Genomic DNA, 22,464 nt, shown 5'->3' with positions numbered 1-22,464 from the left:
GCAGCGCCGCCGTCGATGAACGCCTTATAGGATGCACGCGGATGAGAGGTCAACCGGGGAAATCCTTAAACCGTCAGAAAAGCGTCAAAGGATCGCCTCGGGAGGCCCTAAGCCGCTGTGATGTCATCGGAAGTGGCGTGGGGAAAAGTGAACGGTCTTCTGCCGGGAGGCACGCCATACCGATTTTGGAGTCGCTTGAACTCCACCTCTGGCTTGGTCCAATGCCGAAACGACACACCTCAGCGTCGCTGCCGCCGTGGTCACCGGTAGCCCGTAGCCGAGGCTTAAGGGTCGACTGATTGGGTGCGCAAAGCGGAAGCCACCACGCGAAAGGGCGACCCTGTCGCAAGCCTCAGATGGCGTAGTCTTCGAACACCTGCGCGTGCCGCGACGTCACGAACACCGTTTCGCCGGTCTTGAGCCCCAAGGCTTTGCTAGCTTCCAACGTAAGCTCGGCATCGATGGTCTCAGGCTGATCGAGACGCTGCAGCTCCACTCGGACGATGGAGCCGACGAGGCCCACATGCTGGACACGGGCCGCGATGGCATCAGCCTCGGCCGCTACCCGCGCGATCAGCACATCATGGGGCCGCACATAGCTTTGGCCCGGACGATCATCTGCCCCGACAGGCGTATCCGGCGGCGTGCCGGCCTGCCGGGCGCTGAAAACGTTGTAGTGGCCGAGGAACTGAAACACGAAGGGGCTGGCGGGGTGCTCGTAGACCTCCTGCGGTGAGCCGAACTGCTCGATGCGGCCCGACCGCATGACGGCGACGCGGTCCGACACCTCGAGCGCCTCCTCCTGGTCGTGCGTGACGAAGATCGTGGTGACGTGGATGGTCTCGTGCAGCTTGCGCAGCCAGCGTCGCAGATCGCGGCGCACCGTGGCGTCGAGCGCCCCAAAGGGCTCGTCGAGCAGCAGCACCCGCGGTTCGACCGCCAGCGCCCGGGCCAAGGCCACACGCTGGCGCTGGCCGCCCGAGAGTTGCGATGGGAAGCGTTGCGCCAAAGGCTGCAGCTGGATCAGGTCGAGCAGCTCGCCCACCTTGCCGCGAATCTGCGCCTCGCTCGGCCGCTCCCGCCAGGGCTTCGAGCGCAGCCCGAAGGCGATGTTCTCGAACACCGTCATGGTCTTGAACAGCGCATAATGCTGGAACACGAAGCCGATGCGCCGCTCGCCGATGCCGCGCGCCGTGATGTCCTGTTCATCGAACAACACCGCGCCGCTGCCCGGATCGGCGGCCTCCATGCCGGCGATGACCCGCAGCAGCGTGGTCTTGCCGGAGCCGCTCGGACCCAACAGCGCCACAAGCTCGCCGGTAGCGATGGCGAGGTCGACGTCGCTGAGGACCCGGGTCGGACCGAAGGATTTCGAAATGCCGCGGACCGTGATGCTCATAGGGGGCGTCCCGTCTGCAGGGGGGCCTGCGTGTCCCGCATTTGTTCGGTGCGGGTCGTGCGCAGGTCGATCAAGGCCTTCAACACCAGGGTGAAGAGCGCCAGACCGACCAGCAGCGACGCCACCGTAAAGGCCGCCTGATTGTCGTATTCGTTCCACAGCTTCTCGATGCGCAGCGGCATCGTGTCGTTGGCATCGGTGTTGCCTGACACCACCGACACCGCGCCGAACTCGCCGAACACACGCGCAGTGCAGAGGATGACGCCATACAGGAGCGCCCAGCGGATGTTCGGCAGCGTCACGGTCCGGAAGGTGCGCCAACCCCTGGCGCCAAGCGACAAGGCCGCCACCTCCTCGTCGGTACCCTGCGCCTCCATCAGCGGAATGACGGATCGCGCCACGAACGGAAAGGTGACGAACAGCGACGCCAGCCCGATGGCCAAGGGCGTGAAAATGACGCCGGTGTTCCAGGCCGTGAACGCCAGGGGCCAGCCCCCCGCGAAGCCGACCCAGGTGAGCGATGTCGGGTCGGGCCATTGCCAGTTGGTGGCCCAGGAGCCGAACAGCCCGGTGCGGCCGTAAAGCAGCACGAAGATCAGGCCCGCCACGACGGGCGACACAGAAAACGGCAGGTCGATCAGGGCCACCAGCAGCAGCCGGCCGCGAAACCGAAACTTCGTCACCGCCCATGCGGCCACAAGCCCGAAGCCGATGTTGAGCGGCACCACGAAAGCCGCGACGCCGGCCGACATCCGGATGGCGCTCCAGGTCTTCTGGCTTTGGGCCCGCTTGGCCGCGAATTTGCGGCGCTCGACGAGGCCGGTCGGCACCGGCCCGGCTGTCGTCGCCCCGGTGAACACTGCCACATAGCCGTCCACCCCCTTGGACAGGGCCTGGGTGAAGACGTTGGCAACCGGCAGCAGGATGAACAGGCTGAGGAACACCACCGTGCCGGCGATGAGCAACCGCCGCCATGCGGGATGGCCGCGCGCCGGGGCGACGGACCCCGACGGGGCCGCCTGGGCGGGAGGAGCGCCCGCCATCGTCAAACCGACCGGGCGCGGCGCACGAAGGCCTCGACGCCGTTCATCACCAGCAGGATCGCCAGCGAAGCCCCGAGCAGCACGATGCCGATGGCGGTCGCCTGCGGGTATTGGAAGTCGTCGAGCTTCTGCACGATCAACAGCGGCGCGATCTGCGACTTGCCCGGGATGTTGCCGGCGATGAAGATCACCGAGCCGTATTCGCCGACCGCGCGCGCGAAGGCGAGCGACGCCCCGCTGAGCCAGGCCGGAAAAATTTCGGGAAAGATCACGCGGCGAAAGGTCGTGAAGGGCCCTGCCCCGAGGCTCTCGGCCGCGAGCTCATATTCGGCGTCCCAGGCCTGCAGAACCGGCTGCACGGATCGCACCACGAACGGCAGGCCGACGAAGATCAATACGATGACGATGCCGGTCGGGGTGTTGGTATAGGCGAAATCGAGCGCCGACAGGGCATCGGGCGGCAACAGGCCCGGGTGCCCGACCAAGCCTGCCAAGCCGTTGAGGCCAGTCGTCACGCGATCGCCGAAGCCACCAATCCAGCCATCCTTCAGATAGAGGCTCGAGAAGGTGAGGCCCGCCACGGCGGTGGGCAGCGCAAAGGGGAAGTCGATCAGCGCGTCGAACAGGCGGCGGCCGGGGAAGCGGTAGCGCACCAGCGTCCAGGCCACCATCAGGCCCAGCACGGCATTGCACAAAGCTGCGATCGCGGCCGCCCCGAAGGTGAGGCGGTAGGCCGCCACCACCACCGGATCGGTGACGGTGGCCCAGAACTCAGGCCCGGTGAGCTGGGCCGACCGCACCACCAGGGCTGCGAGCGGCAACAGCACCACGGCCGACAGAACGACGAGCGTGGTGCCGAGCGTCAGGCCGAAGCCGGGGATCACGCGCCGGTGCCGGACGGCCGTCACGCCGTCTCCTTGTTGCCGCTTGCCACGTCGTTCGCCTGTCCGTCCGCGCGCCCCGAGAAGTCGAGCGAGGTAGTGGTTATTGGGCCGGCTTGTAAAGGGCGTCGAACAGGGCGCCGTCCTTGAAGAAGGTCGCCTGCGCCTTGGGCCAGCCGCCGAAGGCCGTGTCGATGGTGAACATCGGCACGGTCGGCAAGGACGCGCTGTATTTCTTCAGCGCCGCGATGTCGCGCGGCCGGTAGTGGAGCTGGCCGATCGCGTCCTGGGCCTCGGGCGTGTAAAGATATTGCAGGTAGGCTTCGGCCACCGCGCGGGTGCCCTTCTGGTCCACCACGGCATCCACCACCGCCACCGGCGGCTCTCCCAGGATGCTGGTCGAGGGGTAGACGATGTCGAACTTGTCGGCGCCGAACTCTTCCCTGGCGAGGTAGAGTTCGTTCTCCCAGTTGAGCAGCACGTCGCCGATGCCCTTCTGGGCGAAGGACACGGTCGCGCCGCGCGCCCCCGTGTCGAGCACCGGCACATGCTTGTTGTAGAGAGTGGTGAGAAAATCCTTTGCGGCGGCGTTCGCATAGACCGAGGCCGACCCGTCGCCTGCCTGCTTGGCGGCCGCCACGCCCTCGGCGGTGGCGAGATCGAAGGTCGGGGCCTTGGCGATGCCGCCCCAGATGCCGAGAAACACCCAGCGGCCGCCGCCACCGGTCTTCGGGCTGGCCGTGATGGCTTCGACGCCAGGGCGGACGAGGTCGGACCAGTCCTTGATGGCTTTCGGATTTCCCTTGCGCACCAGGAACGCCACCGTGGAGGTGTAGGGCGAGGCGTTGTCGGGCAGGCGCGTCTGCCAGCCGGGCTTGATGAGGCCGGCCTGTTCGATGGCCGTGACATCCCAGCCGAGCGCCAGCGTTACCACATCGGCCTTGAGGCCGTCGAGCACCGAGCGGGCCTGCTTGCCGGAGCCGCCGTGCGACATCTCGAATCCGACGTTGTCGCCGGTCTTCTGCTTCCAGGCTTCCGCGAAGCCGTCGTTCAGCACGGTGTAGAGCTCACGCGTCGGGTCATAGGACACGTTGAGCAGCTTGATGTCCTTGGCAAGGGCCGGGCGCGCGGCGAGACCAGCCGCCAAGGCGCCCAGACCTCCGACCACATGGCGACGGGTGAACATGATCGCGATCTCCGTTCGGGCTCGGGGCCCAATCATTGTCTATCGTGCTTATAGATTGATTGTAGGTTTGAGAAGACCCAGACGGCGCAATGGCGTTCTGCACACGATGAGATCCGACGCGCGTCCCGGCATTGCGAGCGGAGCGAAGCAAACCAGCACCGCGGCGTCGCCTGGATTGCTGCGGCGACTGCGTCGCCTCGCAATGACGGAGCGTAGGCAGGGGACGTCCTCGCCATGCCTCTCCGAGACGATGAAGGCGGATGGCACCACTTGGCACAGCCACGCTGAGACCGCCATATGGAGCGGCACGCAACGGACGGGAGTGGGACCGGCATGGCGGTCGAAACAATCGAGAACCTGTGGATCCCGCTCGCCGACGGCACGCGCCTCGCGGCCCGGTTGTGGCGCCCCGACGATGCGGAAGCGCATCCCGTTCCGGCCATCCTCGAATATATCCCGTACCGCAAGCGCGACGGGACGCGCGGCCGCGACGAGCCGATGCACGGCTTCTTCGCCAGCCAAGGCTATGCGGCGATCCGGGTCGACATGCGCGGCTCGGGCGACTCGGATGGGGTGCTCGACGACGAATACCTGCCGCAGGAGCAGGACGATGCCCTAGAGGTGATCGCCTGGCTGGCGGCGCAGCCCTGGTGCACGGGCGCGGTCGGCATGATGGGCAAGAGCTGGGGCGGCTTCAACGCGCTGCAGGTGGCGGCACGACGACCGCCGGCCCTGAAGGCCATCATCACGGTGTGTTCGACCGACGACCGTTTCGCCGACGACATCCATTTCATGGGCGGCTGCCTGCTGAACGACAACCTGTGGTGGGGCTCCATCATGCTGGCCTATCAGGCGCGGCCGGCGGACCCGGCGATCGTCGGCGAGGGCTGGCGGGCGCAATGGCTGGAGCGGCTCGACCATATGCCGCTCTGGCCGGCCCTTTGGATGAATCACCAGAGCCGCGACGCTTATTGGCGGCACGGCTCGGTCAACGAGGATTTGGGGGCCATCACCTGCCCGGTGCTGGCGGTCGGCGGCTGGGCCGATGCCTATACCAATGCAGTGCCGCGCCTGCTCGAAGGGCTCAGCTGCCCACGGCAGGGGCTTATCGGCCCCTGGGCCCATATATATCCGCAGGATGGTGTGCCGGGCCCATCGGTGGATTTCCTCGGTGAAGCGACGCGCTGGTGGGACACCTGGCTGAAGGGCCAGAACACCGGCATCATGGACGGGCCCATGCTGCGGGCCTTCATCGAGGATCATCGGACACCGACCACGACGCTGCCCGCCGTCGAGGGCCGCTTCGTGGCCGAGCCGGCTTGGCCGAGCCCGAGCATCGCCGACCAGGCCTGGAGCTTTGGGCCGGGGCGCCTGCTGCCCGGCGCCGCCGAGGCCGCGACCCTGAGTATCCGCTCGCCGCTCTGGACCGGCACGACGGGCGGGGAATGGATGGGCACCGGCGTGGTGGGCGAAATGCCGGCCGACCAGCGCCTCGACGACGGCTTGTCGCTCGTGTTCGACACGGAGCCGCTCGCGGCTGACCAAGATGTGCTGGGCTTTCCGGTGGTGACGCTGGAGCTCGCGGCCGATCGGCCGCATGCGCAGCTTGCCCTGCGGCTCTGCGACGTCGCTCCCGACGGGTCGTCGCTGCGCATCAGCTATGCGGTGCTGAACCTCGATCACCGCGACGGCTCGGCGGCCCCGGCGCCGCTGGTGCCGGGCGAGCGCCTGCAGGTGCGGGTGCCTTTGAAGGTGTGCGGCCACCGCTTCCCGGCCGGCCACCGCATCCGGCTGGCAGTCGCGACCGCCTGCTGGCCGCTGGTCTGGCCCGCGCGCGACGCCGCCACCCTGACCTTATTTACGCCGGCGTGCCGCCTGGTGCTGCCGGTGCGGCCGGACCGGCCCGGAGAACCACCACTCACCCTGCCTCCCGGGCGCGGCGGCGCGCCGACGCCCCGCACGCTGCTGCGCGAAGGCCGCATCACGCGTGGGGTCAGTTTCGATCAGGTGACCGGCAAGGCGGTGTCCACCACGGTGGGCGAAGGGGGGCTGTTCGGCGAAGGCGTCGGGATATGGGACGACATCGGCACAACCGTGTCGCACGACCTGACGCGGCGCCTGAGTGTCGCGGCCGACGATCCGGATTCGGCCGAGGCGACGATCGATCAGGTGTATTCGATGCTGCGCGAGGATGGCTGGGCCATCCGGATCGAGACCCGGGTGACGCTCGCCGGCGACCGGGACGCCTTCCGACTGAACGCGACCCTGAAGGCCTTCGAGGGCGACGCCGAGGTGGCGACCCGCACGTGGTCCGAAACGATTCCCCGGCTTCACGTGTGAGCGGAGGCAATGCCTCGAACCCCGATGACGGCGAGGCGACGCCCTGGCGCGGCACCGAGGCCGCGATCGCCTTGTCTAATGTGGGGCCTGTGCGCGCCCTGCTGGTCGCCGCCGTCCGGCAACAGCAGGCGCTCACCTATGCGGCGCTGCTGAATGCGCTCGGCCACCCTTTTACGCGGCCCCGCATGCGGGCGGTCTGCCGCACGCTCGACGCCATCGACGAGGCCGGCCACGCCGCGGGCGAGCCGGAACTCGCCGTGCTGGTGGTGCGACAGTCGGACGGCCTGCCGGGGCAAGGCTGGTGGGTCAGCCGGCTATCCTATCCCGGCCCTTGGCGCGGACCGGAAGCGACGATCTTCGTGCGGGAGTTGCAGGAGGTGGCGTTCGGCTTCTGGAACAATATGCCCCTCGGGGGGCGATCCCACCAACCAGGTCCGCCTCCATTATAGCCCCTCCCCTACCCTCTCCTGCCCCAGTCTTCCTTGGTGGCGGCCGCGAAATCCGTGAAGCGTCGTTCGGCGATGGCGGCCCGGATGCCGGCCATCAGGTCCTGGTAATAGCTGAGGTTCACCCAGGTCAGCAGCATCATGCCGAGGATCTCGCCCGACTTGACGAGGTGGTGCAGGTAGGCGCGGGAATAATCGCGCGCCGCCGGGCAGGACGAAGCCGCGTCGATCGGCCGGGTGTCGTCGGCGTGCTTGGCGTTGCGCATGTTCAACCGACCGAACCGGGTGAACACCTGGCCGTGCCGGCCGGCGCGGGTGGGCATCACGCAATCGAACATGTCGACGCCGCGCCGCACGCTTTCGAGAATGTCGTCCGGCGTGCCGACGCCCATCAGATAGCGCGGCTTGGCGTGCGGCAGGTGCGGCTCCACCGTTTCGATCATCCGCAGCATGACGTCCTGCGGCTCGCCCACCGCGAGGCCGCCGATGGCAAGGCCATGGAAGGCCATGGCGGCAAGCGCCTGAGCGCTGGCGACCCGCTGCGCCGGCACTTCGCCACCCTGAACGATGCCGAAGACCGCCCGCCCCGGCACGTTGCCGAAAGCAAGGCGCGAGCGCTCGGCCCAGCGCAGCGACAACCGCATGGCGCGCTCGCTTTCGGCCTCCGAACACGGGAGGCGCACGCATTCGTCGAGCTGCATCTGGATGTCGGACCCGAGCAGGTCCTGGATCTCGAGCGACCGCTCCGGCGTCAGCGCATAGCGCCGCCCGTCGATGTGGGACTGGAAGGTGACGCCGGTTTCGTCGAGCTTGCGCAGCTTCGACAGCGACATCACCTGGAAGCCGCCGGAATCGGTGAGGATCGGGTGCGGCCATTGCATCATCGTGTGCAGGCCGCCGAGGACCGCCACCCGTTCGGCGCCGGGGCGCAGCATCAGGTGATAGGTGTTGCCGAGCACGATATCGGCGCCGAGTTCGCGCACCTGGCCGGCATACATGGCCTTCACGGTTCCGGCCGTGCCGACCGGCATGAAGGCCGGCGTCCGGATGGTGCCGCGGGGATTGGTGATGGCGCCCGTGCGGGCCGTGCCGTCGGTGGCGTGAAGCGTGAATCTGAAATCAGGGGTCATGGCTGGTCGTGCCGCCCGAGCAGGCAGGCGTCCCCATAGGAATAAAACCGGTAGCCGCCCGTGATCGCATGCGCATAGGCGGCCTGCATGGTGTCGAGGCCCGAAAAGGCCGAGACCAGCATGAACAAGGTCGAACGCGGCAGGTGGAAATTGGTCATCAGCAGGTCGATGGCCCGGAACCGATAGCCGGGCGTGATGAAGATTGCGGTTTGTCCCGCGAAAGGCGCGATCGTGCCCGCTTCGGTGGTGGCGCTCTCCAAGATGCGCAGCGCCGTGGTGCCGACCGAAACGATCCGGCCGCCGCGCGCGCGCGTGGCGTTCAAGGCTGCCGCGACCTCGGGCGTCACCCGCCCCCATTCTGCGTGCATGCGGTGATCGGCCGTATCTTCCACCTTGACGGGCAGAAAGGTGCCGGCTCCGACATGCAACGTCACCCGATGGATGGCGACGCCCTCCGCCTCGAGCCCGGTCAGCAGGTCGGGCGTAAAATGCAGGCCGGCCGTCGGGGCCGCCACGGCGCCGGGCTCGCGGGCGAACATCGTCTGATAATGGTCGGCGTCCCCCGCCTCCTCGGGCCGGCGATGCGCGATATAGGGTGGCAGCGGCATCAGCCCGTGCCGGTCGAGCGCCGCGTCGAGGTCCGGGCCGCCGCGATCGAAGCGCAGCACGGCCTCGCCGCCTTCCCCGCTGGCGACGCGGGTGGCCGCAAAACCGTCGCCGAACACCAGGGTCTCGCCATCGACGAGCTTCTTCGACGGCCGTAGAAAGGCGCGCCAGGTGTCGGTCGCCTCGCGCAGGTGCAGGGTGACCTCGATGCGGGCCGAAGCCTCGCCACGGTAGCGCCGGCCGATGAGCCGCGCCGGGATCACCCGCGTGTCGTTGACCACCACGGCATCGCCGGCCCGCAGCAGGCCCGGCAGGTCGCGCACCACGTGGTCTGCGAAAGACGGCGACGCGCCGGGCATGACCGCGAGCAGGCGCGCAGCATCGCGCGGTTGCGCCGGATGCAACGCGATGGCGGCGTCAGGAAGCGCGAAATCGAAGGCGTCGACCAGCATGGCAGGAGCCCCGTTCCCCGTGGGAACGGGGAACGGAGACGACGGGCGTCAGGCCACCCGGGCCGTGACGATGCGGTCGGGATCGCGCACGGGCTCGCCGCGCTTCAGCTTGTCGACATTCTCCATGCCGGACGTCACCTCGCCCCAGACCGTATATTGCTTGTCGAGGAAGCGAGCGTCGTCGAAGCAGATGAAGAACTGCGAATTGGCCGAATCCGGGCTCTGGGCGCGGGCCATCGAGCAGGTGCCGCGGGTGTGCGGCTCGGCATTGAACTCGGCCTTCAGGTTCGGCTCCTTCGAGCCGCCCGTGCCGGTGCCGTGCGGGCAGCCGGTCTGCGCCATGAAGCCCTCGAGGACGCGGTGGAACGCGACATTGTCGTAGAACTTCTCGTTCGCCAGCTGGGCGATGCGCTCGACATGCTTCGGCGCGAGGTCAGGGCGCAGGCGGATCACCACCGGGCCTTGCGTGGTCTCGAGCGTCAGGGTCTTGGGAGTGTCCGTCATGGGGCGGCTCCTGTTCGATGAAGCGCAGGGCGAAGATCTGCCCCGCGATGGCCGAGCCGAGGCCCGGCGTGACTTTGAGCGGCGTGCAGCGTTGCAGGGCCGCGGTGAGGGACTGGTTCAGACCGGATCGCGCGTCCGCCGTCAAGCCCGGATCGGCATAGGGGATGCGGGGCATCCCGTTGACCGAACCGTCGCGCTTGAAGCTGACCCGCAACGTCACTGTTGTCCAGCGCTGGCCCGCGAAGCGCGGCGGTGGCCGCCAACAGCGGCCGAGCGCATCCGCCACAGCCCGGTAGGTGTTGAGCACCCCGAATGGCGCCACCGGTTCCGAACCATCCGGGTCGGACCGCATCGGCACGTCGAGCACGAAGCCCTGCGGATAAGGCGAGGGGATCGACGGCGGCCGCGGCGTCGCCTCGTAAACATCCGTGCCCTCGTCCTGAGGAAAGGTGAGGATCGGGGGATAGCCGGACGGCGGCGGCAATTCGGGAAAGACGGGTCCGTAGAAGCCGTCGTCGAAGAACGGGTCGAACAGGAAGGAGCGCGGGTGGCTGCGGTGAAAGCCGCGGGGCGCCGCCTGCGCCGCCCCTGCGGTTGCGGCCACCAGTGCCGCGGCAACGACGCACGGGCGCCAGGGAAAGGTTCGATGCCGTGCCTGACACATGGCGAACACCCCTTCCTCCGTCATTGCGAGGCGGCATCGCCGCCGCGGCAATCCAGGGTAGCGCGGAGGTTCTGGATTGCTTGGCTCCGCTCGCATCACGGCGGATGCGGATCGGCGCCGAGCGGGAATAAGCCTTACTTCGCGCCCTGGGCCATCCGCATGGTGACGATCTTGTCGGGCGCGTCCACCTTGCCGTTGTCCGACTCGGAGCCCTTCTTGATCTTGTCGACGACATCCATGCCGCCCGTCACCTCGCCGAACACCGTGTACTGGTTATTCAGGAACGCCGAGTCGGCCAAGCAGATGAAGAACTGCGAATTGGCCGAATCCGGGCTCTGGGCGCGGGCCATGCCCAGCGTGCCGCGCTTGAACGGCGTCTTCGTGAACTCGGCCTTCAGGTCGGGCAGCTTCGAGCCGCCCATACCGGTGCCGGTCGGGTCGCCGGTCTGGGCCATGAAGCCATCGATCACGCGGTGGAACACCAGGCCGTCGTAGAACTTGTCGGCGATCAGCTTCTTGACCTGCGCGACGTGCTTTGGCGCGAGGTCCGGACGCAGTTCGACCGTGACGCGCCCGTCCTTGGTGTCGAGGTAGACCGTATTGGCATCGACCGTGGCCGCATGGGCCGGCAAGGCGGCCGCGAGCGCCAGGGCGGCAGGCAGCGCAAGCATCAGGTCGCGACGGCGGAACAGCATGGCTTTCTCCAGATGAGGATTCGGCGTGGTTCTAGCAGAGCCGTCGGCGCGGCACCATGCGGCCGCCGAGGCGTAAGCGCGGCGACGAAACATTGCGACGTGGTAATGACTTGAGCGTTGCCGCAGGGGGCGTCGCTTTGCGTCTCCCTGAGGGGTCCTATATGTCGGACATCGGCAAGGCCGGAGGTTCACGTTGGGGTCCGACCCGGCGGCAACCGGCAGCACACCATCGCACGATCGGTCGGGGAACGGGTGAACACAGGAATGTCGTGGTCCAACCAGAACAACGGCGGGCCCTGGAAGAGCAATCCCGGTCCCTGGGGCAACGGCCCCTCGCGGCCAAGCGGCGGCTCGCCTGATCTCGAGGATGTGTTGCGCCGCGGCAAGGAACGGCTGAAGCGCTGGCTTCCCGGCGGCGGCATCGGGGGTCCGGCCGGCCTCGGCCTGCTGGCCCTGGCGGCGATCGCGGTTTGGCTGCTGACGGGCTTCTACACGGTGCAGCCCAACGAGGTCGGCATCAACCAGATCTTTGGGCGCTACACCGGCAAGACCGACCCCGGCCTGCGGTACAACTTTCCCGGACCGGTCGGCAGCGTCACGGTGCTGCCGGTGACCAACCGTAATTCGATCGACATCGGCGCCGTGACCCGCGACGAAAGCCCGCGCGCCGGGGGCCTGCAACTGGCGCTCGACAAGCCGGAAGAAAGCCTGATGCTGACCGGCGACGAGAATATCGCCGACGTGAAGTTCCGCGTGGTGTGGCAGATCGACCCTTCCCGGCCGGAAGAGTTCGCCTTCAACCTGCGCAATCCGCAGGAAACCGTGAAGGCCGTGGCCGAAAGCGCCATGCGGGAGGTGATCGGCAAGAAGAACCTGAGCGACATTCTCACGACCGACCGCAAGGTGATCGAGCCCGCCGTGCAAGACCTCATCCAGGGCGTGCTGAACGGCTACAAGGCCGGTGTGCTGATCCTGCAGGTTCAGCTTTTGTCGGTCGATCCACCCGATCAGGTGATCGCGGCCTATCGTGACGTGACCTCGGCCCAGCAGGACCTCCAGCGTCAGCGCAACGAGGCCGACGCTTATGCCAACAGCGTGGTTCCCGGCGCGCGCGGCGCGGCAGCCCAGATCCTTCAGGAGGCCGAAGGCTACAAGACCCAGGCCGTTCAGGAGGCGCAAGGCCAGGCGTCGCGCTTCGCCCAGGTCTACGCACAATACAAGAACGCCCCCAACGTGACGCGCGAGCGCATCTACCTCGAAACCATGGAAACGGTGCTGGGCGGGGCCCAGAAGGTGATCATCGATGGCAAGGGACCGGGTGTCGTACCCTACCTACCGCTCGGCAGCCTCGATGCCCCGAAAGCCCAGACCGGAGGTGAGAAGTGAAGCCGGTTCTTCTGGCCGCCGCCGCGGCCCTTCTTGTCGTCCTCATCGTGGTGGGTGGCACCTTCTTCACCGTCAGCCAGACCCAGCAGGCCCTGGTGCTGTATTTCGGCGAGCCGGTGCGGGTCATTTCCAAGCCGGGCCTGAAGATGAAGATCCCGCTGATCGAAACGGTGGTGCGGCTCGACAACCGCATTCTCGACCTCGATACACCCCAGCAGGAGGTCGTGGCGGCCGACAACCAGCGCGTGCTTGTCGACGCCTTCGTGCGCTACCGCATCGCAGACCCGCTGCGGTTCTACCAGAGCGTCGGCACGGTGTTGCGCGCCAACAATCAGTTGGCCTCAGTGATGAATTCTGCCCTCCGCCGTGTGCTGGGCGAATCCACCCTGCCGCAGATCGTCAAGGAGGACCGCGGCAAGCTCATGGTGCGCATCCGTGACCTCGTGGATGCCGATTCGACCAACCTTGGCCTGAAGATCGACGATGTGCGCATTCGCCGGGCCGACCTCCCGCAGCAGATTTCGGAAAAAGTGTTCTCGCGCATGATCTCCGAACGCGCGCGAGAGGCGGCGCAATACCGCGCCGAGGGTGCCGAACAGTCCCAGACCATCAAGGCGGACGCCGATCGCCAAGCCGTGGTGCTGAAGGCCGATGCCCAGCGTAAAGCGGACGAAATGCGCGGCCAGGGCGACGCCGAGCGCAACCGCGTCTTCGCCGAAGCCTATGGCAAGGACCCCGAGTTCTTCGCCTTCTACCGTTCCATGCAGGCCTATGTGACGGCGCTGAAGGGCAGCGACACCCGCCTCGTGCTGCCGCCGGATTCGAAGTTCTTCCACTACTTCGGCGACCCGACGGGCGGCACGGCGCCTACCGCCCCCTGAGGCCAATCCCCGCGTTGCCGACAGGCCACGCGGGTGCGAAGCTCCCGGCCGCTCGGGGTGCGAAAGGATCGTCGATGGTTGCTTTCCTACCAGGCTGCGGCCGGCGCTCCGCCCAGGCGGCCATCGCGTCCGCCCTGATGCTGCTCGGCGGCGCCCTGCCGGCGTCGGCCAAGATGCCCGACAATCTGGCCGACCTTGCCGCCAGCGTCGTCGATGCGGTCGTCAACATTTCCGCCGTCCAGGTCGGCGACGCCGGCAAGCCGGGCCTGAAGGCCATGCCTCAGCTCCCTCCCGGGACGCCGATGCAGGAGTTGTTCGAAGACTTCTTCAAGCGGCAGTTGCAGGGCCATAATGGCGGCAGCGGCGACGAGGGCGCACCGCATGGCCGGCGCAGCACGTCGCTCGGCTCGGGCTTCATCATCGATGCTTCCGGCATCGTGATCACCAACAATCACGTGATCGAGGGCGCCAACGAGATCACCGTCATCCTGACCGACGGACGCAAGCTCAAGGCTGAACTGCTCGGCACCGACAAGAAGGTCGACGTGGCGGTGCTGAAGGTGACGTCCGCGACGCCGCTCAAGGCGGTTCCGTTCGGCGACAGCGACCATGTGCGGGTCGGCGAACCCGTGATGGCGGTCGGCAACCCCTTCGGGCTCGGCGGAACCGTGACCTCGGGCATCGTGTCGGCCCGGGACCGCAACATCGATTCCGGTCCCTATGACGATTACATCCAGACCGATGCGGCCATCAACAAGGGCAACAGCGGCGGTCCGTTGTTCGACATGGCCGGCGATGTTATCGGCATCAACACCGCCATCCTGTCGCCCTCGGGTGGATCCATCGGCATCGGCTTCGCGACGCCGGCCGATACCGTGATGCCGATCATCGATCAGCTTCGCCAGTTCCACGAAGCGCGACGCGGCTGGCTCGGCGTGCGCGTCCAACCGGTCGACGACACCATCGCGGACAGCCTGTCGCTCGGGACCGCCCGGGGAGCCCTGGTGGCTGGAGTCGACGACAACGGTCCCGCCAAGCCCGCCGGTCTCGCGGCGGGTGACGTGATCGTGTCGTTCGACGGCAAGCCAGTCAAAACCTCGCGCGACCTGCCTCGCCTCGTGGCCGCAACCCCCGTCGGCAAGGCCGTGACGATCGGCATCGTCCGGGGCGGCACGCCGCAGGACGCCATCGTGACGCTGGGGCGCCTTGCCGATCCCGACAAAGCTTCGGCCGAACCCGCCAAGGCTGCGCCCGACCCCGGCGTGACCTCTCCTTCCGGTGCCGTTCTCGGCATGCAACTCGCGCCCTTGACGGACGATCTTCGCAAAACATTCGGCATCAAGGGGGACACCCAGGGTGTGGTCGTCACGGCTGTCGAGCCCGGGTCTGCGGCGGCCGGCAAGTCGGTCGTGCCCGGCGACGTTCTGGTGGAGATCAACCAGCAGAAGGTGTCCGGAACAGGCGACGTGACCGGCAGGATCAAGGGCCTGCATGATGCGGGACGCCATTCGGCCCTGATGCTGGTGGTCAATCCTCAAGGCGAAGAGCGCTTCGTGGCGATTGGCCTCGATTGACGCGACAAGCCTCGCTCAGGCGGGGCTAAATGCCTGCCAGGTTTGAAGGAATATTTACGATACGGGCTTAATCGTCGCTATTCGACCGACCGAATAGCGTGAGGAACATGGGCCTGCGAGACGATCCTAGCCCGGCCGACCCCAACCGGAACGGCGACCAAAGCCTTGCGATCCGGCTGATGGAACACCTGGTCGTGCCGACTTTCGTGCTCGACGCCGACCAGCGTGTCATCATCTGGAACAAGGCCTGCGAGCGCCTCACCGGGGTTCCGGCCAGCGAAGTGATCGGCACGACCGACCAATGGAAGGCGTTCTATGCGGCGCCGCGGCCCTGCCTGGCCGATCTCGTTGCGACCGGGCGTTACGCGGAAATCGAGAATTTCTACTGCGACCATGTCGACTACGGACTGACGGATTTCGGCGTCTCGCTCGAGGTGACGTTCGAGCTGCCGCGGCTTCGCCGCACGGTGTCGCTCGCGATCGATGTCGGCCCGATCTACGACGAAACGGGCCGGCTGCTGGCGGTGATCCAGACGTTCCGCGACATCACCGCCAAGAAGAAGGCGGAACACGAACTGCAGGCCCTGGCGGCTCGGGACGGGCTGACCAACCTGTTCAACCGGCGCAGTTTCGATGCGACGCTCGCCAGCGAACTGAAGCGCACCGCCAGGGAAGGCTCCCCCTTGTCGCTGCTGATGATCGACATCGACCACTTCAAATTGTTCAACGACCGGTTCGGCCATATCGGCGGCGATGCGTGCATCCGGCAGGTGGCCGATGTGATCCGGAGCGTACTGCGGCAAGGCGACAACGCGGCGCGTTACGGCGGCGAAGAATTTGCCGTGATCCTGCCCGGCACCGACCAGACAGGCGCGCGCATCGTGGCCGAGCGCCTGCGAGCGGCCGTGCAGGCCCTGGCGGTCGACCATCCGGACTCATCCCAGAATGTGTTGACCCTCAGCATCGGCGCCAGCACGGGTCACGATGGCAGTCTCGCGCCGGAAGACTTGATTGCGGCTTCGGACGAGGCGCTCTACGCCTCGAAGCGCAACGGGCGCAACCAGGTTTCTGTGGCGCAGGCGCAGTCCTCGGCGGTGATGTTGTTCTGAAGCTTTCGCCGCCTCATCCAACCGATCGAGTTGATGATGTCGCGACGACGCGGTAATGCCGCATTCGGGCCCCTGTTGCGGTGCTGCACTTCGGGGCTCGTCAGCCTCCTCGTGCTGGGCATGCTCGCGGGATGCAGTCCCTTGAGCGACCGCCTCAAGGCAACACCGGACTCATGCCGGCCCGGCACGTTTATCGGCAGCATGACGGGCAATTGCCCGCAGCCGGCTCGCTGACGCGAACGTCTCCGATCATCGAGCTTGGCCGCATCGACAGGCAGGCCAACTCCATAAAAAATGCCGGCGTCTTGCGCCGGCACTTCATCGTCAGGTCCTGAAACCCGGTGCTTAGAACACGGGAGCCGGAGCCGGAGCGGCGCCCAGCAGGCTGCCGGCGGCGTTGAACGGCGTCGAAATCAACGTCGTGGTGGCGGTCAGCGGAGCAGCGATGATCGTGAACGGCGACACGCTACCGCCCTTGACCTCGTCGAGCTTGTAGACCGGGCCGTTTGCCGACACCGGAACCGGCTGCGCCCAACCCTGGTTCACCGAATCGGTGACCGCGCCGGCATCGGCATAACGAGCGACGATCGGCAGCGGGCGGGACTGGGTGGTGAGCGGACCGAAGCCGAACGCCTGGCTCAAGCCACCGAGCGGGGCATTGATGAGGTTGCCGGCGAAGCCGATCGGTGCCGTCACCAGGCCGAACGGCGAGGTGATGCCCGGCTGAGCCGGAGGAGCGCCAACCGGCGCCGCAACCGTCAGGGTGCGGGTGCGCAGCGGGGCGCTAACGCGGGATGCATAGCCCTTGGTGGTCTTCTTCACCGGGACCGTCACGGTCTCAGCCGTCTGCGCCGAAGCGACGCCGACGGAACCCGCCACAACAACAGCGGCGACAGCCGCGAGGAAACCAAACTTTGTGCTCATAGGATCACGCTCCAGTCCAGAAGAACCCTGCCTCGGGTGCCGTCGACAATGCCGCCAGCAAACGATTATGGCGCTTGCGTGGAGGCGTAACGGCCTTACGTGGCCACTTGTTGCATCGCCGAAGCGAAAACTTCGCTGGACGATGGCCGCGTCCGGCTCGCTCGATCGTCAAGCGCGCCGGTTCCACGTACAATGCCCATATATCAAACCTGTGGCCAAGCTGAAGGTTGCTCCAGGAACATTTCGGCCCTGTGTCTTTCCCGTCATGGTAACGACGGCGTTGCGGCGCTGGAAAATACGCGCACAACACTTCGTTAACCTTCGGCGTCGCAGCATAGGACCGGGTGGGGTCGTGGTCAGACCACCACGGTCAGCCGGTGGCTCGCGCGCGTGATGCCCGTGTAGAGCCAGCGGCTTGCATGTTCCCGAAAGCTGGCACTTTCGTCGAACAACACCACGCTGTCCCATTGCGACCCCTGCGCCTTGTGGACCGTCAAAGCATAGCCGTAGTCGAATTCATCGGAGTCACGCCGCAGCGCATAAGGAATCTCCTCGTCGCTGTCCTCGAACATCGCCGGCAACACAGACACGCGCGTCGGCCGTCCGGCTTCCCCTTCGGGCACCAGGCTCATCCGCAGCTTGGTGCCCTTCATGGCGTGCAGCCGTTCGACCGTCCATGTGCCGCCGTTGAGCAGACCCTTCTTCTTGTCGTTGCGGAGGCAGACGAGCTTCTCGCCCGCTTCGGGCATCGGATGCGCGAAGCCCAGGAGCTCCCGCATGCGGCGGTTGTAGTTGCGGCGCGACCTGTTGGTGCCGACCAGCAGCTGGTCGGCTTTCAAGACCGCGGCGGCCCCGAGCTTCGCCCGCGGGATGACGCGGCTTTCGCCATAGTCGCCGATGCTCAGGCGGCCGCCGTCGCGCACCGCCATCGACAACCGGATGATGGGGTTGTCGGCCGCCTGCCGATGCACCTCGCGCAGCATGACGTCGGGCTCGGCCTCGGTAAAGAAGCCGCCGCCCCGCACGGGCGGGATCTGGGCCGGGTCGCCGAGCACCAGCACCTTGGTGCCGAACGACAGGAGATCGCGGCCGAGGTCCTCGTCGACCATCGAACATTCGTCGATGACGATGAGGTCCGCCTTCGAGGCCGCGCCCTCGCCGTTCAGCACGAAGGACGGCGTTTCGGTTTCGGTGTCGCGGGTGCGGTAGATGAGGCTGTGAATGGTGGTGGCTTCAGTGCAGCCCTTCGAGCGCAACACCAGCGCGGCCTTGCCCGTATAGGCCCCGAAGGCCACGGAACCGGGGCTGTCCTCCGCGACCGTGCGGGCCAGCGTGGTCTTGCCGGTGCCGGCGAAGCCGAACAAGCGGAACACCTGCGGGCCGTCGCTTCGCTTTGCCCAGGCCGAAACGGCCTTGAGCGCCGCATCCTGTTCGGGCGACCACTTCATCGGAAGAGAACAGCCGACGAGAGTTGATCGCTCACGCGAGACCGCGCTTCTCGAGCAGGGTGTCGACGCTCGGCATGCGGCCGCGAAACAGACGGTAGGCTTCGTCCGGTTCGCGCGTGTCGCCGGCCGACAGCACGTAGCGATACAGCCGGTCGGCCGTTTCCGGATCGTAGATGTCGCCAGCCTCCTCGAAGGCCCCGAAACCGTCGGCGTCCAGCACCTCCGACCAGAGATAGGAATAATAGCCGGCCGAATAGCCGTCGCCCGAGAAGACATGGGAAAAATGCGGCGTGCGGTGCCGCATCGCGATGGCGGGCGGCATGCCGATGCGCTCGAGCACGCGGCGCTCGAACGCCAGGGGATCGAAGTGCTCCGTCACCTCGTCGTCGCGCAGCAGGTGGAAATCGAGGTCGACGATCGCGGAAGCGCAATATTCCACCGTCGAGAACCCCTGGTTGAAGTTCTGGGCCCGCTTCACCCGGGCGATCAGGTCTTCCGGCATCGGGGCGCCGGTTTCGGCATGGCGGGCAAAGCGTCCCAGCACCTCCTCGCGCATGAACCAGTGCTCGTAAAGTTGGCTGGGAAACTCGACGAAATCGCGCGGCACGCCCGTACCGGCGATAGACGGATAGGTCACGTCGGACAGCATGGTGTGCAGCGCGTGGCCGAATTCATGGAACAGCGTCCGGGCATCGTCGATGGACAACAGGGTCGGGGCGCCGTCGCCGCCCTGCGCGAAGTTCATCACATTGACCACGATCGGCCGCACGTCCTCGGCCCCCATATGGTCCTGGCTGCGAAAGGACGAGTTCCAGGCGCCGCTGCGCTTCGAGGGCCGCGCGAAATAATCGCCAAGGAACAGCGCCACGTGCCGCCCGGCACGGTCTGCCACCGCGAAGGCCCGCACGTCCGGATGGTAGAGCGCGAGGTCGTGACGCTCTGTAAAGGTGAGGCCGAACAAGCGCGACGCCGTGTCGAAGGCTGCCGCCATGATGTTGCCGAGCTCGAGATAGGGCTTCACCTCGGCCTCGTCGACGTCGTATCGGGCCTTGCGGACCTTTTCGGCGTAATGGCGCCAATCATGGGCCGCCAGGGTGAAGCTGCCGCCTTCCTGCTTGATGGCGCGCTGCAGGTCGGCCGCTTCCTCGGTGGCGCGCAACAACGCCCGTTCCCACACCCGGTCGAGCAGTTCCTGCACGGCTTCCGGCGTCTTGGCCATCAAGGGTTGCAGCTTGAAGTCCGCAAAGGTTTCGAAGCCCAGCAGGCGCGCCCGCTCGGCCCTGAGCCGCACCGTTTCGGCCACGATAGTGCGGTTGTCGGTGTCGCCGCCGTTCTCGCCGCGCGCCATCCAAGCCGCATAAACGGTTTCGCGCAGGTCGCGGCGGGTTGAATATTGCAGGAACGGCACCACGATCGAACGCGACAAGGTGACGACATGCCCGCCCGGAGCGCCCCGTTCGACCGCCGCCCGGGCGCAGGCATCCACCACGGCCGGCGGCAGGCCGGCGAGGTCGGCCGGCGCCGCGAGCGTCAGCCCAAAGCTCTTCTCGTCGGCCAGGACATTCTGGCTGAAGCGGGTGCCCAACACCGCAAGGCGCTCCACAAGGGTTCCGAGGCGCTGCTTGTCGGCTTCGGCCAGGGTGGCGCCATCGCGCACGAACCCCTGGTAGGTGAGGTCGAGCACGCGCGCCTGTTCCACGTCGAGGCTCAGGCTGCCGCGCTCGGCCCAGACGGCTTCCACCAGGCGGAACAGCGCCGCATTGGCCGACACGGCCTGATAGTGCCGGGCGAGGCGCGGCGCGATCTCGCGCTCCACCGCCTGCAGGGCGTCGTTGGTGTGGGATCCCGCAAGGTTCCAGAAGGTGCCGTTGACCCGGCGCAGCAGCGCGCCCATGCGCTCGAGCGGCACGATCACGGTGTCGAAGGACGGCGGGTTCGGGTCGGCCAGGATGGCGTCGATGTCGGCCTGATGCTCGGCCATGCCGCGCTCGAAGGCCGGCACGAAATGGTCCGGCTCGATGCGATCAAAGGCCGGCAGGCCGAAGGGCGCCGTCGAGGGCGCGAAGAAAGGGTTCTGGGCGTCGGACAAGGCGCGCTCCCGGCAGCGAATCGTTTGGAATGTCGGCCAATAGATGGGGGCCCGGACCGCGACACGCAAATGGCGTCGCCCGGGCCGACCCTCAGGGCAGCACGGCGGCCCCTTCGCGGTCGCCGGCCGCCTCGGCGTCGTGGCGAGGCGCCTCGTGCACCACGCCGCCGACCACGAGCCGCCGCACCGCCAAGTTGCCCTTCGGGGCGAACAGGTCGTCCGGCACCCGGCAGAGGCCGTCCTGCATGCGCAGGCCCAGGATCGCATAGGCGGCCGACAGCATCCGGGATGCCGAGCCCGAATACCAGCTCCAGCCGCCGCGGCCGCCATATTCGGGCCCGTCGTAGATGTCGGCGGGCTGCTGGTGCGGCGCGAGGCCGTAGATCGCCAGCGCCTCGCCCTCGGTCTTGCCGAGCGGCGAGATCTTGAACCAGCATTCGACCGCGCGGCCGGCGAAGTGGCGCGCCGCCTCGGCATCGCCGTCCTGCCTGGCCTGATCGGCCAGTCGCATGAAGGCGTCGACCGTCCAGGTAGCCCCATGGGTGTATTGGCCGCCGTTCTCGCGCACGCCCGGCGGATATTCGGCGATGCGACCCGGGTAGGGATTCGAGTTCTCGTCGAAAGGCGGCGACACCAGCAGGATGCGATCCTGCCGCTCGAGATGCCTGAGGCCGCCCTCGAGGGCCGCCACGCCGCGCCCGTCATCGGCGGCACCCGACAATGCCGGCCAGGCGGCCGTCATCACGCTCGGCCGGTCGAGTGGCTCGCCATCGTCGTCGAACATGAAGACGTAGTGTTCGCCACGCCACACACCGTTGATGGCGGCCTTCAGGGCGACTGCCGCGGCGGCATAGCGGCCGGCCTCCGCCGCATGGGCATCGCCCATCAGCGGCCCGAAGCGCGTCAGCACATCATACAAGAAGCAGCCGAGCCAGGTGCTCTCGCCGCGACCCTGCCGGCCGGCCGCATCCATGCCGTCGTTCCAATCGCCCGAGCCGACGAGCGGCAGGCCATGGCGGCCCATGCGGGCAAGCGTGTAGCCGATGGCCCGCTGGCAATGGCCGAGCAGCGTGTCGGTTTCGCGCGAAGGGCTCGGGTTCACCACCGTGTCGATGGCACCCGGCGGCACAGGAGGCGCTTCGAGGTAGGGCAGCCGCTCGTCCAGCACCGAGCGGTCGCCCGTCGCCTCGAGGTAGCGCGCCACCACATAGGGCAGCCACAGATGCGGGTCCGACGCCGTGGTGCGCTGGCCAAGGCCGGTGCGCCCGTCCGGCGCCACATGCCACCATTTCAGCACGTCGCCCTCGCGGAACTGCTGGCCGGCATGCAGCACGATCTGGCGGCGCGCCAGCCGCGAATCGAGGAACAGGAAGGGCAGCACGTCCTGCAACTGGTCGCGGAACCCATAGGCCCCCCCGCGCTGGTTCGGCCCGGTGCGCCCCCATAGCCGCGCCGCCAGCGCCTGATAGGGCAACCAAACGTTGACCAGCCGATCGAAGCCGGGGTCGCTGGTTTCGACCCGGATGCCGCTGAAGCGTTCCGCCCACCAGGCGCGGCTCGCCGCATAGGCGGCCCGCGCCGCCACGGGGTCGCGGAGGTTTGCCTGCGCCAGCGCCTCGCCCTGGCTCGCCGCCTGCCCCAGCACGACCGCCACCCAAGTGGCGGGAGTGGGGGGGCCGGCGGCGATCCACGGCGAGGCGCAGGCGC

At 67.4% G+C, this 22,464-nt stretch carries 19 protein-coding genes; 6 read left to right on the top strand and 13 right to left on the bottom strand.

Translation table 11 applies throughout. From position 1 onward, the window contains the following. Nucleotides 1-352: 352 nt before the first annotated feature. From P7D22_RS17285 to P7D22_RS17270, 4 genes are all read right to left on the bottom strand, one after another. Nucleotides 353-1,399, bottom strand: a complete 1,047-nt coding sequence (locus P7D22_RS17285; protein ID WP_319935498.1) for a sulfate/molybdate ABC transporter ATP-binding protein — start codon at nucleotides 1,397-1,399, stop codon at nucleotides 353-355. Further along, a complete protein-coding gene (locus tag P7D22_RS17280) occupies nucleotides 1,396-2,442 on the bottom strand; it encodes a sulfate ABC transporter permease (protein WP_319935497.1) in 1,047 nt (348 codons plus the stop codon). Before P7D22_RS17280 ends, P7D22_RS17285 begins: the two co-directional genes overlap by 4 nt. 2 nt (nucleotides 2,443-2,444) lie before the next feature. Next, the gene (gene cysT / locus P7D22_RS17275) at nucleotides 2,445-3,350 is read right to left on the bottom strand and encodes a sulfate ABC transporter permease subunit CysT (RefSeq protein WP_319935496.1); all 906 of its coding nucleotides are present in this window, start codon (nucleotides 3,348-3,350) and stop codon (nucleotides 2,445-2,447) included. Between the two features lie 76 nt (nucleotides 3,351-3,426). Next, nucleotides 3,427-4,509, bottom strand: coding sequence for a sulfate ABC transporter substrate-binding protein (locus P7D22_RS17270; protein ID WP_319935495.1), 1,083 nt, complete (start codon nucleotides 4,507-4,509; stop codon nucleotides 3,427-3,429). Nucleotides 4,510-4,842: 333 nt separating this feature from the next. On the opposite strand from P7D22_RS17270, the gene P7D22_RS17265 reads away from it, so the two are divergent. Both P7D22_RS17265 and P7D22_RS17260 read left to right on the top strand, forming a co-directional pair. After that, nucleotides 4,843-6,849: a CocE/NonD family hydrolase gene (locus P7D22_RS17265; RefSeq protein WP_319935494.1), complete on the top strand. Its 2,007-nt coding sequence runs from the start codon at nucleotides 4,843-4,845 to the stop codon at nucleotides 6,847-6,849. Beyond that, complete coding sequence (locus tag P7D22_RS17260; RefSeq protein WP_319935493.1) at nucleotides 6,846-7,298, top strand: hypothetical protein; 453 nt, start codon at nucleotides 6,846-6,848, stop codon at nucleotides 7,296-7,298. The genes P7D22_RS17265 and P7D22_RS17260 overlap by 4 nt, the downstream gene beginning before the upstream one ends. Nucleotides 7,299-7,306: 8 nt before the next feature. On the opposite strand, the gene tgt is transcribed toward P7D22_RS17260, so the two are convergent. The 5 genes from tgt to P7D22_RS17235 all read right to left on the bottom strand — a co-directional run bounded on the left by tgt (nucleotide 7,307) and on the right by P7D22_RS17235 (nucleotide 11,346). Then, entirely contained in the window at nucleotides 7,307-8,425 is a 1,119-nt protein-coding gene (gene tgt / locus P7D22_RS17255; RefSeq protein WP_319935492.1) for a tRNA guanosine(34) transglycosylase Tgt, read from the bottom strand. After that, nucleotides 8,422-9,483 (bottom strand): tRNA preQ1(34) S-adenosylmethionine ribosyltransferase-isomerase QueA, encoded by a 1,062-nt coding sequence (queA, locus tag P7D22_RS17250; protein ID WP_319935491.1) that lies wholly within the window; start codon nucleotides 9,481-9,483, stop codon nucleotides 8,422-8,424. The genes tgt and queA overlap by 4 nt, the downstream gene beginning before the upstream one ends. A 48-nt stretch (nucleotides 9,484-9,531) precedes the next feature. After that, nucleotides 9,532-9,987: a peptidylprolyl isomerase gene (locus P7D22_RS17245; protein ID WP_319935490.1), complete on the bottom strand. Its 456-nt coding sequence runs from the start codon at nucleotides 9,985-9,987 to the stop codon at nucleotides 9,532-9,534. Continuing rightward, nucleotides 9,917-10,591 (bottom strand): hypothetical protein, encoded by a 675-nt coding sequence (locus tag P7D22_RS17240; protein WP_319935489.1) that lies wholly within the window; start codon nucleotides 10,589-10,591, stop codon nucleotides 9,917-9,919. Before P7D22_RS17240 ends, P7D22_RS17245 begins: the two co-directional genes overlap by 71 nt. Nucleotides 10,592-10,785: 194 nt before the next feature. Continuing rightward, nucleotides 10,786-11,346 (bottom strand): peptidylprolyl isomerase, encoded by a 561-nt coding sequence (locus P7D22_RS17235; protein WP_319935488.1) that lies wholly within the window; start codon nucleotides 11,344-11,346, stop codon nucleotides 10,786-10,788. A gap of 264 nt (nucleotides 11,347-11,610) precedes the next feature. On the opposite strand from P7D22_RS17235, the gene hflK reads away from it, so the two are divergent. The 4 genes from hflK (at nucleotide 11,611) to P7D22_RS17215 (ending at nucleotide 16,296) form a co-directional block, all read left to right on the top strand. Continuing rightward, nucleotides 11,611-12,732 carry an FtsH protease activity modulator HflK gene (gene hflK, locus P7D22_RS17230; protein WP_319935487.1) on the top strand — a complete coding sequence of 374 codons (1,122 nt, stop codon included), beginning with the start codon at nucleotides 11,611-11,613 and terminating at the stop codon, nucleotides 12,730-12,732. Next, the gene (gene hflC / locus P7D22_RS17225; protein ID WP_319935486.1) at nucleotides 12,729-13,613 is read left to right on the top strand and encodes a protease modulator HflC; all 885 of its coding nucleotides are present in this window, start codon (nucleotides 12,729-12,731) and stop codon (nucleotides 13,611-13,613) included. Before hflK ends, hflC begins: the two co-directional genes overlap by 4 nt. A 74-nt stretch (nucleotides 13,614-13,687) precedes the next feature. Beyond that, complete coding sequence (locus P7D22_RS17220) at nucleotides 13,688-15,187, top strand: Do family serine endopeptidase (protein ID WP_442916106.1); 1,500 nt, start codon at nucleotides 13,688-13,690, stop codon at nucleotides 15,185-15,187. Nucleotides 15,188-15,294: 107 nt separating this feature from the next. Further along, nucleotides 15,295-16,296 (top strand): sensor domain-containing diguanylate cyclase, encoded by a 1,002-nt coding sequence (locus P7D22_RS17215; protein WP_319935485.1) that lies wholly within the window; start codon nucleotides 15,295-15,297, stop codon nucleotides 16,294-16,296. Nucleotides 16,297-16,641: 345 nt separating this feature from the next. On the opposite strand, the gene P7D22_RS17210 is transcribed toward P7D22_RS17215, so the two are convergent. The 4 genes from P7D22_RS17210 to P7D22_RS17195 all read right to left on the bottom strand — a co-directional run. Next, nucleotides 16,642-17,220: a hypothetical protein gene (locus P7D22_RS17210; RefSeq protein WP_319935484.1), complete on the bottom strand. Its 579-nt coding sequence runs from the start codon at nucleotides 17,218-17,220 to the stop codon at nucleotides 16,642-16,644. A gap of 356 nt (nucleotides 17,221-17,576) precedes the next feature. Beyond that, nucleotides 17,577-18,668, bottom strand: a complete 1,092-nt coding sequence (locus P7D22_RS17205; protein WP_319935483.1) for an ATP-dependent DNA helicase — start codon at nucleotides 18,666-18,668, stop codon at nucleotides 17,577-17,579. Nucleotides 18,669-18,699: 31 nt separating this feature from the next. Then, nucleotides 18,700-20,757 carry a M3 family metallopeptidase gene (locus P7D22_RS17200; protein ID WP_319935482.1) on the bottom strand — a complete coding sequence of 686 codons (2,058 nt, stop codon included), beginning with the start codon at nucleotides 20,755-20,757 and terminating at the stop codon, nucleotides 18,700-18,702. Nucleotides 20,758-20,848: 91 nt separating this feature from the next. After that, nucleotides 20,849-22,464, bottom strand: a 1,616-nt coding sequence (locus P7D22_RS17195; RefSeq protein ID WP_442916105.1) for a GH36-type glycosyl hydrolase domain-containing protein, incomplete at its 5' end; no start/stop codon positions are given.

It is taken from the genome of Lichenihabitans sp. Uapishka_5 (assembly GCF_033947565.1).
Lineage (GTDB): Bacteria > Pseudomonadota > Alphaproteobacteria > Rhizobiales > Beijerinckiaceae > Lichenihabitans.
Note: the sequence above shows the minus strand (reverse complement) of the source record. Positions and strands in the feature narration are given on the sequence as shown.

Excerpts from the sequence above, each read along its gene's own strand:
- P7D22_RS17235 (WP_319935488.1), bottom strand. The coding sequence starts at position 11,346 with ATGCTGTTCCGCCGTCGCGACCTGATGCTTGCGCTGCCTGCCGCCCTG.
- P7D22_RS17285 (WP_319935498.1), bottom strand. The coding sequence starts at position 1,399 with ATGAGCATCACGGTCCGCGGCATTTCGAAATCCTTCGGTCCGACCCGG.
- P7D22_RS17270 (WP_319935495.1), bottom strand. The coding sequence starts at position 4,509 with ATGTTCACCCGTCGCCATGTGGTCGGAGGTCTGGGCGCCTTGGCGGCT.
- hflK (WP_319935487.1), top strand. The coding sequence starts at position 11,611 with ATGTCGTGGTCCAACCAGAACAACGGCGGGCCCTGGAAGAGCAATCCC.
- P7D22_RS17215 (WP_319935485.1), top strand. The coding sequence starts at position 15,295 with ATGGGCCTGCGAGACGATCCTAGCCCGGCCGACCCCAACCGGAACGGC.
- P7D22_RS17280 (WP_319935497.1), bottom strand. The coding sequence starts at position 2,442 with ATGGCGGGCGCTCCTCCCGCCCAGGCGGCCCCGTCGGGGTCCGTCGCC.
- tgt (WP_319935492.1), bottom strand. The coding sequence starts at position 8,425 with ATGACCCCTGATTTCAGATTCACGCTTCACGCCACCGACGGCACGGCC.
- P7D22_RS17220 (WP_442916106.1), top strand. The coding sequence starts at position 13,688 with ATGGTTGCTTTCCTACCAGGCTGCGGCCGGCGCTCCGCCCAGGCGGCC.
- P7D22_RS17265 (WP_319935494.1), top strand. The coding sequence starts at position 4,843 with ATGGCGGTCGAAACAATCGAGAACCTGTGGATCCCGCTCGCCGACGGC.
- queA (WP_319935491.1), bottom strand. The coding sequence starts at position 9,483 with ATGCTGGTCGACGCCTTCGATTTCGCGCTTCCTGACGCCGCCATCGCG.
- P7D22_RS17210 (WP_319935484.1), bottom strand. The coding sequence starts at position 17,220 with ATGAGCACAAAGTTTGGTTTCCTCGCGGCTGTCGCCGCTGTTGTTGTG.
- P7D22_RS17205 (WP_319935483.1), bottom strand. The coding sequence starts at position 18,668 with ATGAAGTGGTCGCCCGAACAGGATGCGGCGCTCAAGGCCGTTTCGGCC.
- P7D22_RS17245 (WP_319935490.1), bottom strand. The coding sequence starts at position 9,987 with ATGACGGACACTCCCAAGACCCTGACGCTCGAGACCACGCAAGGCCCG.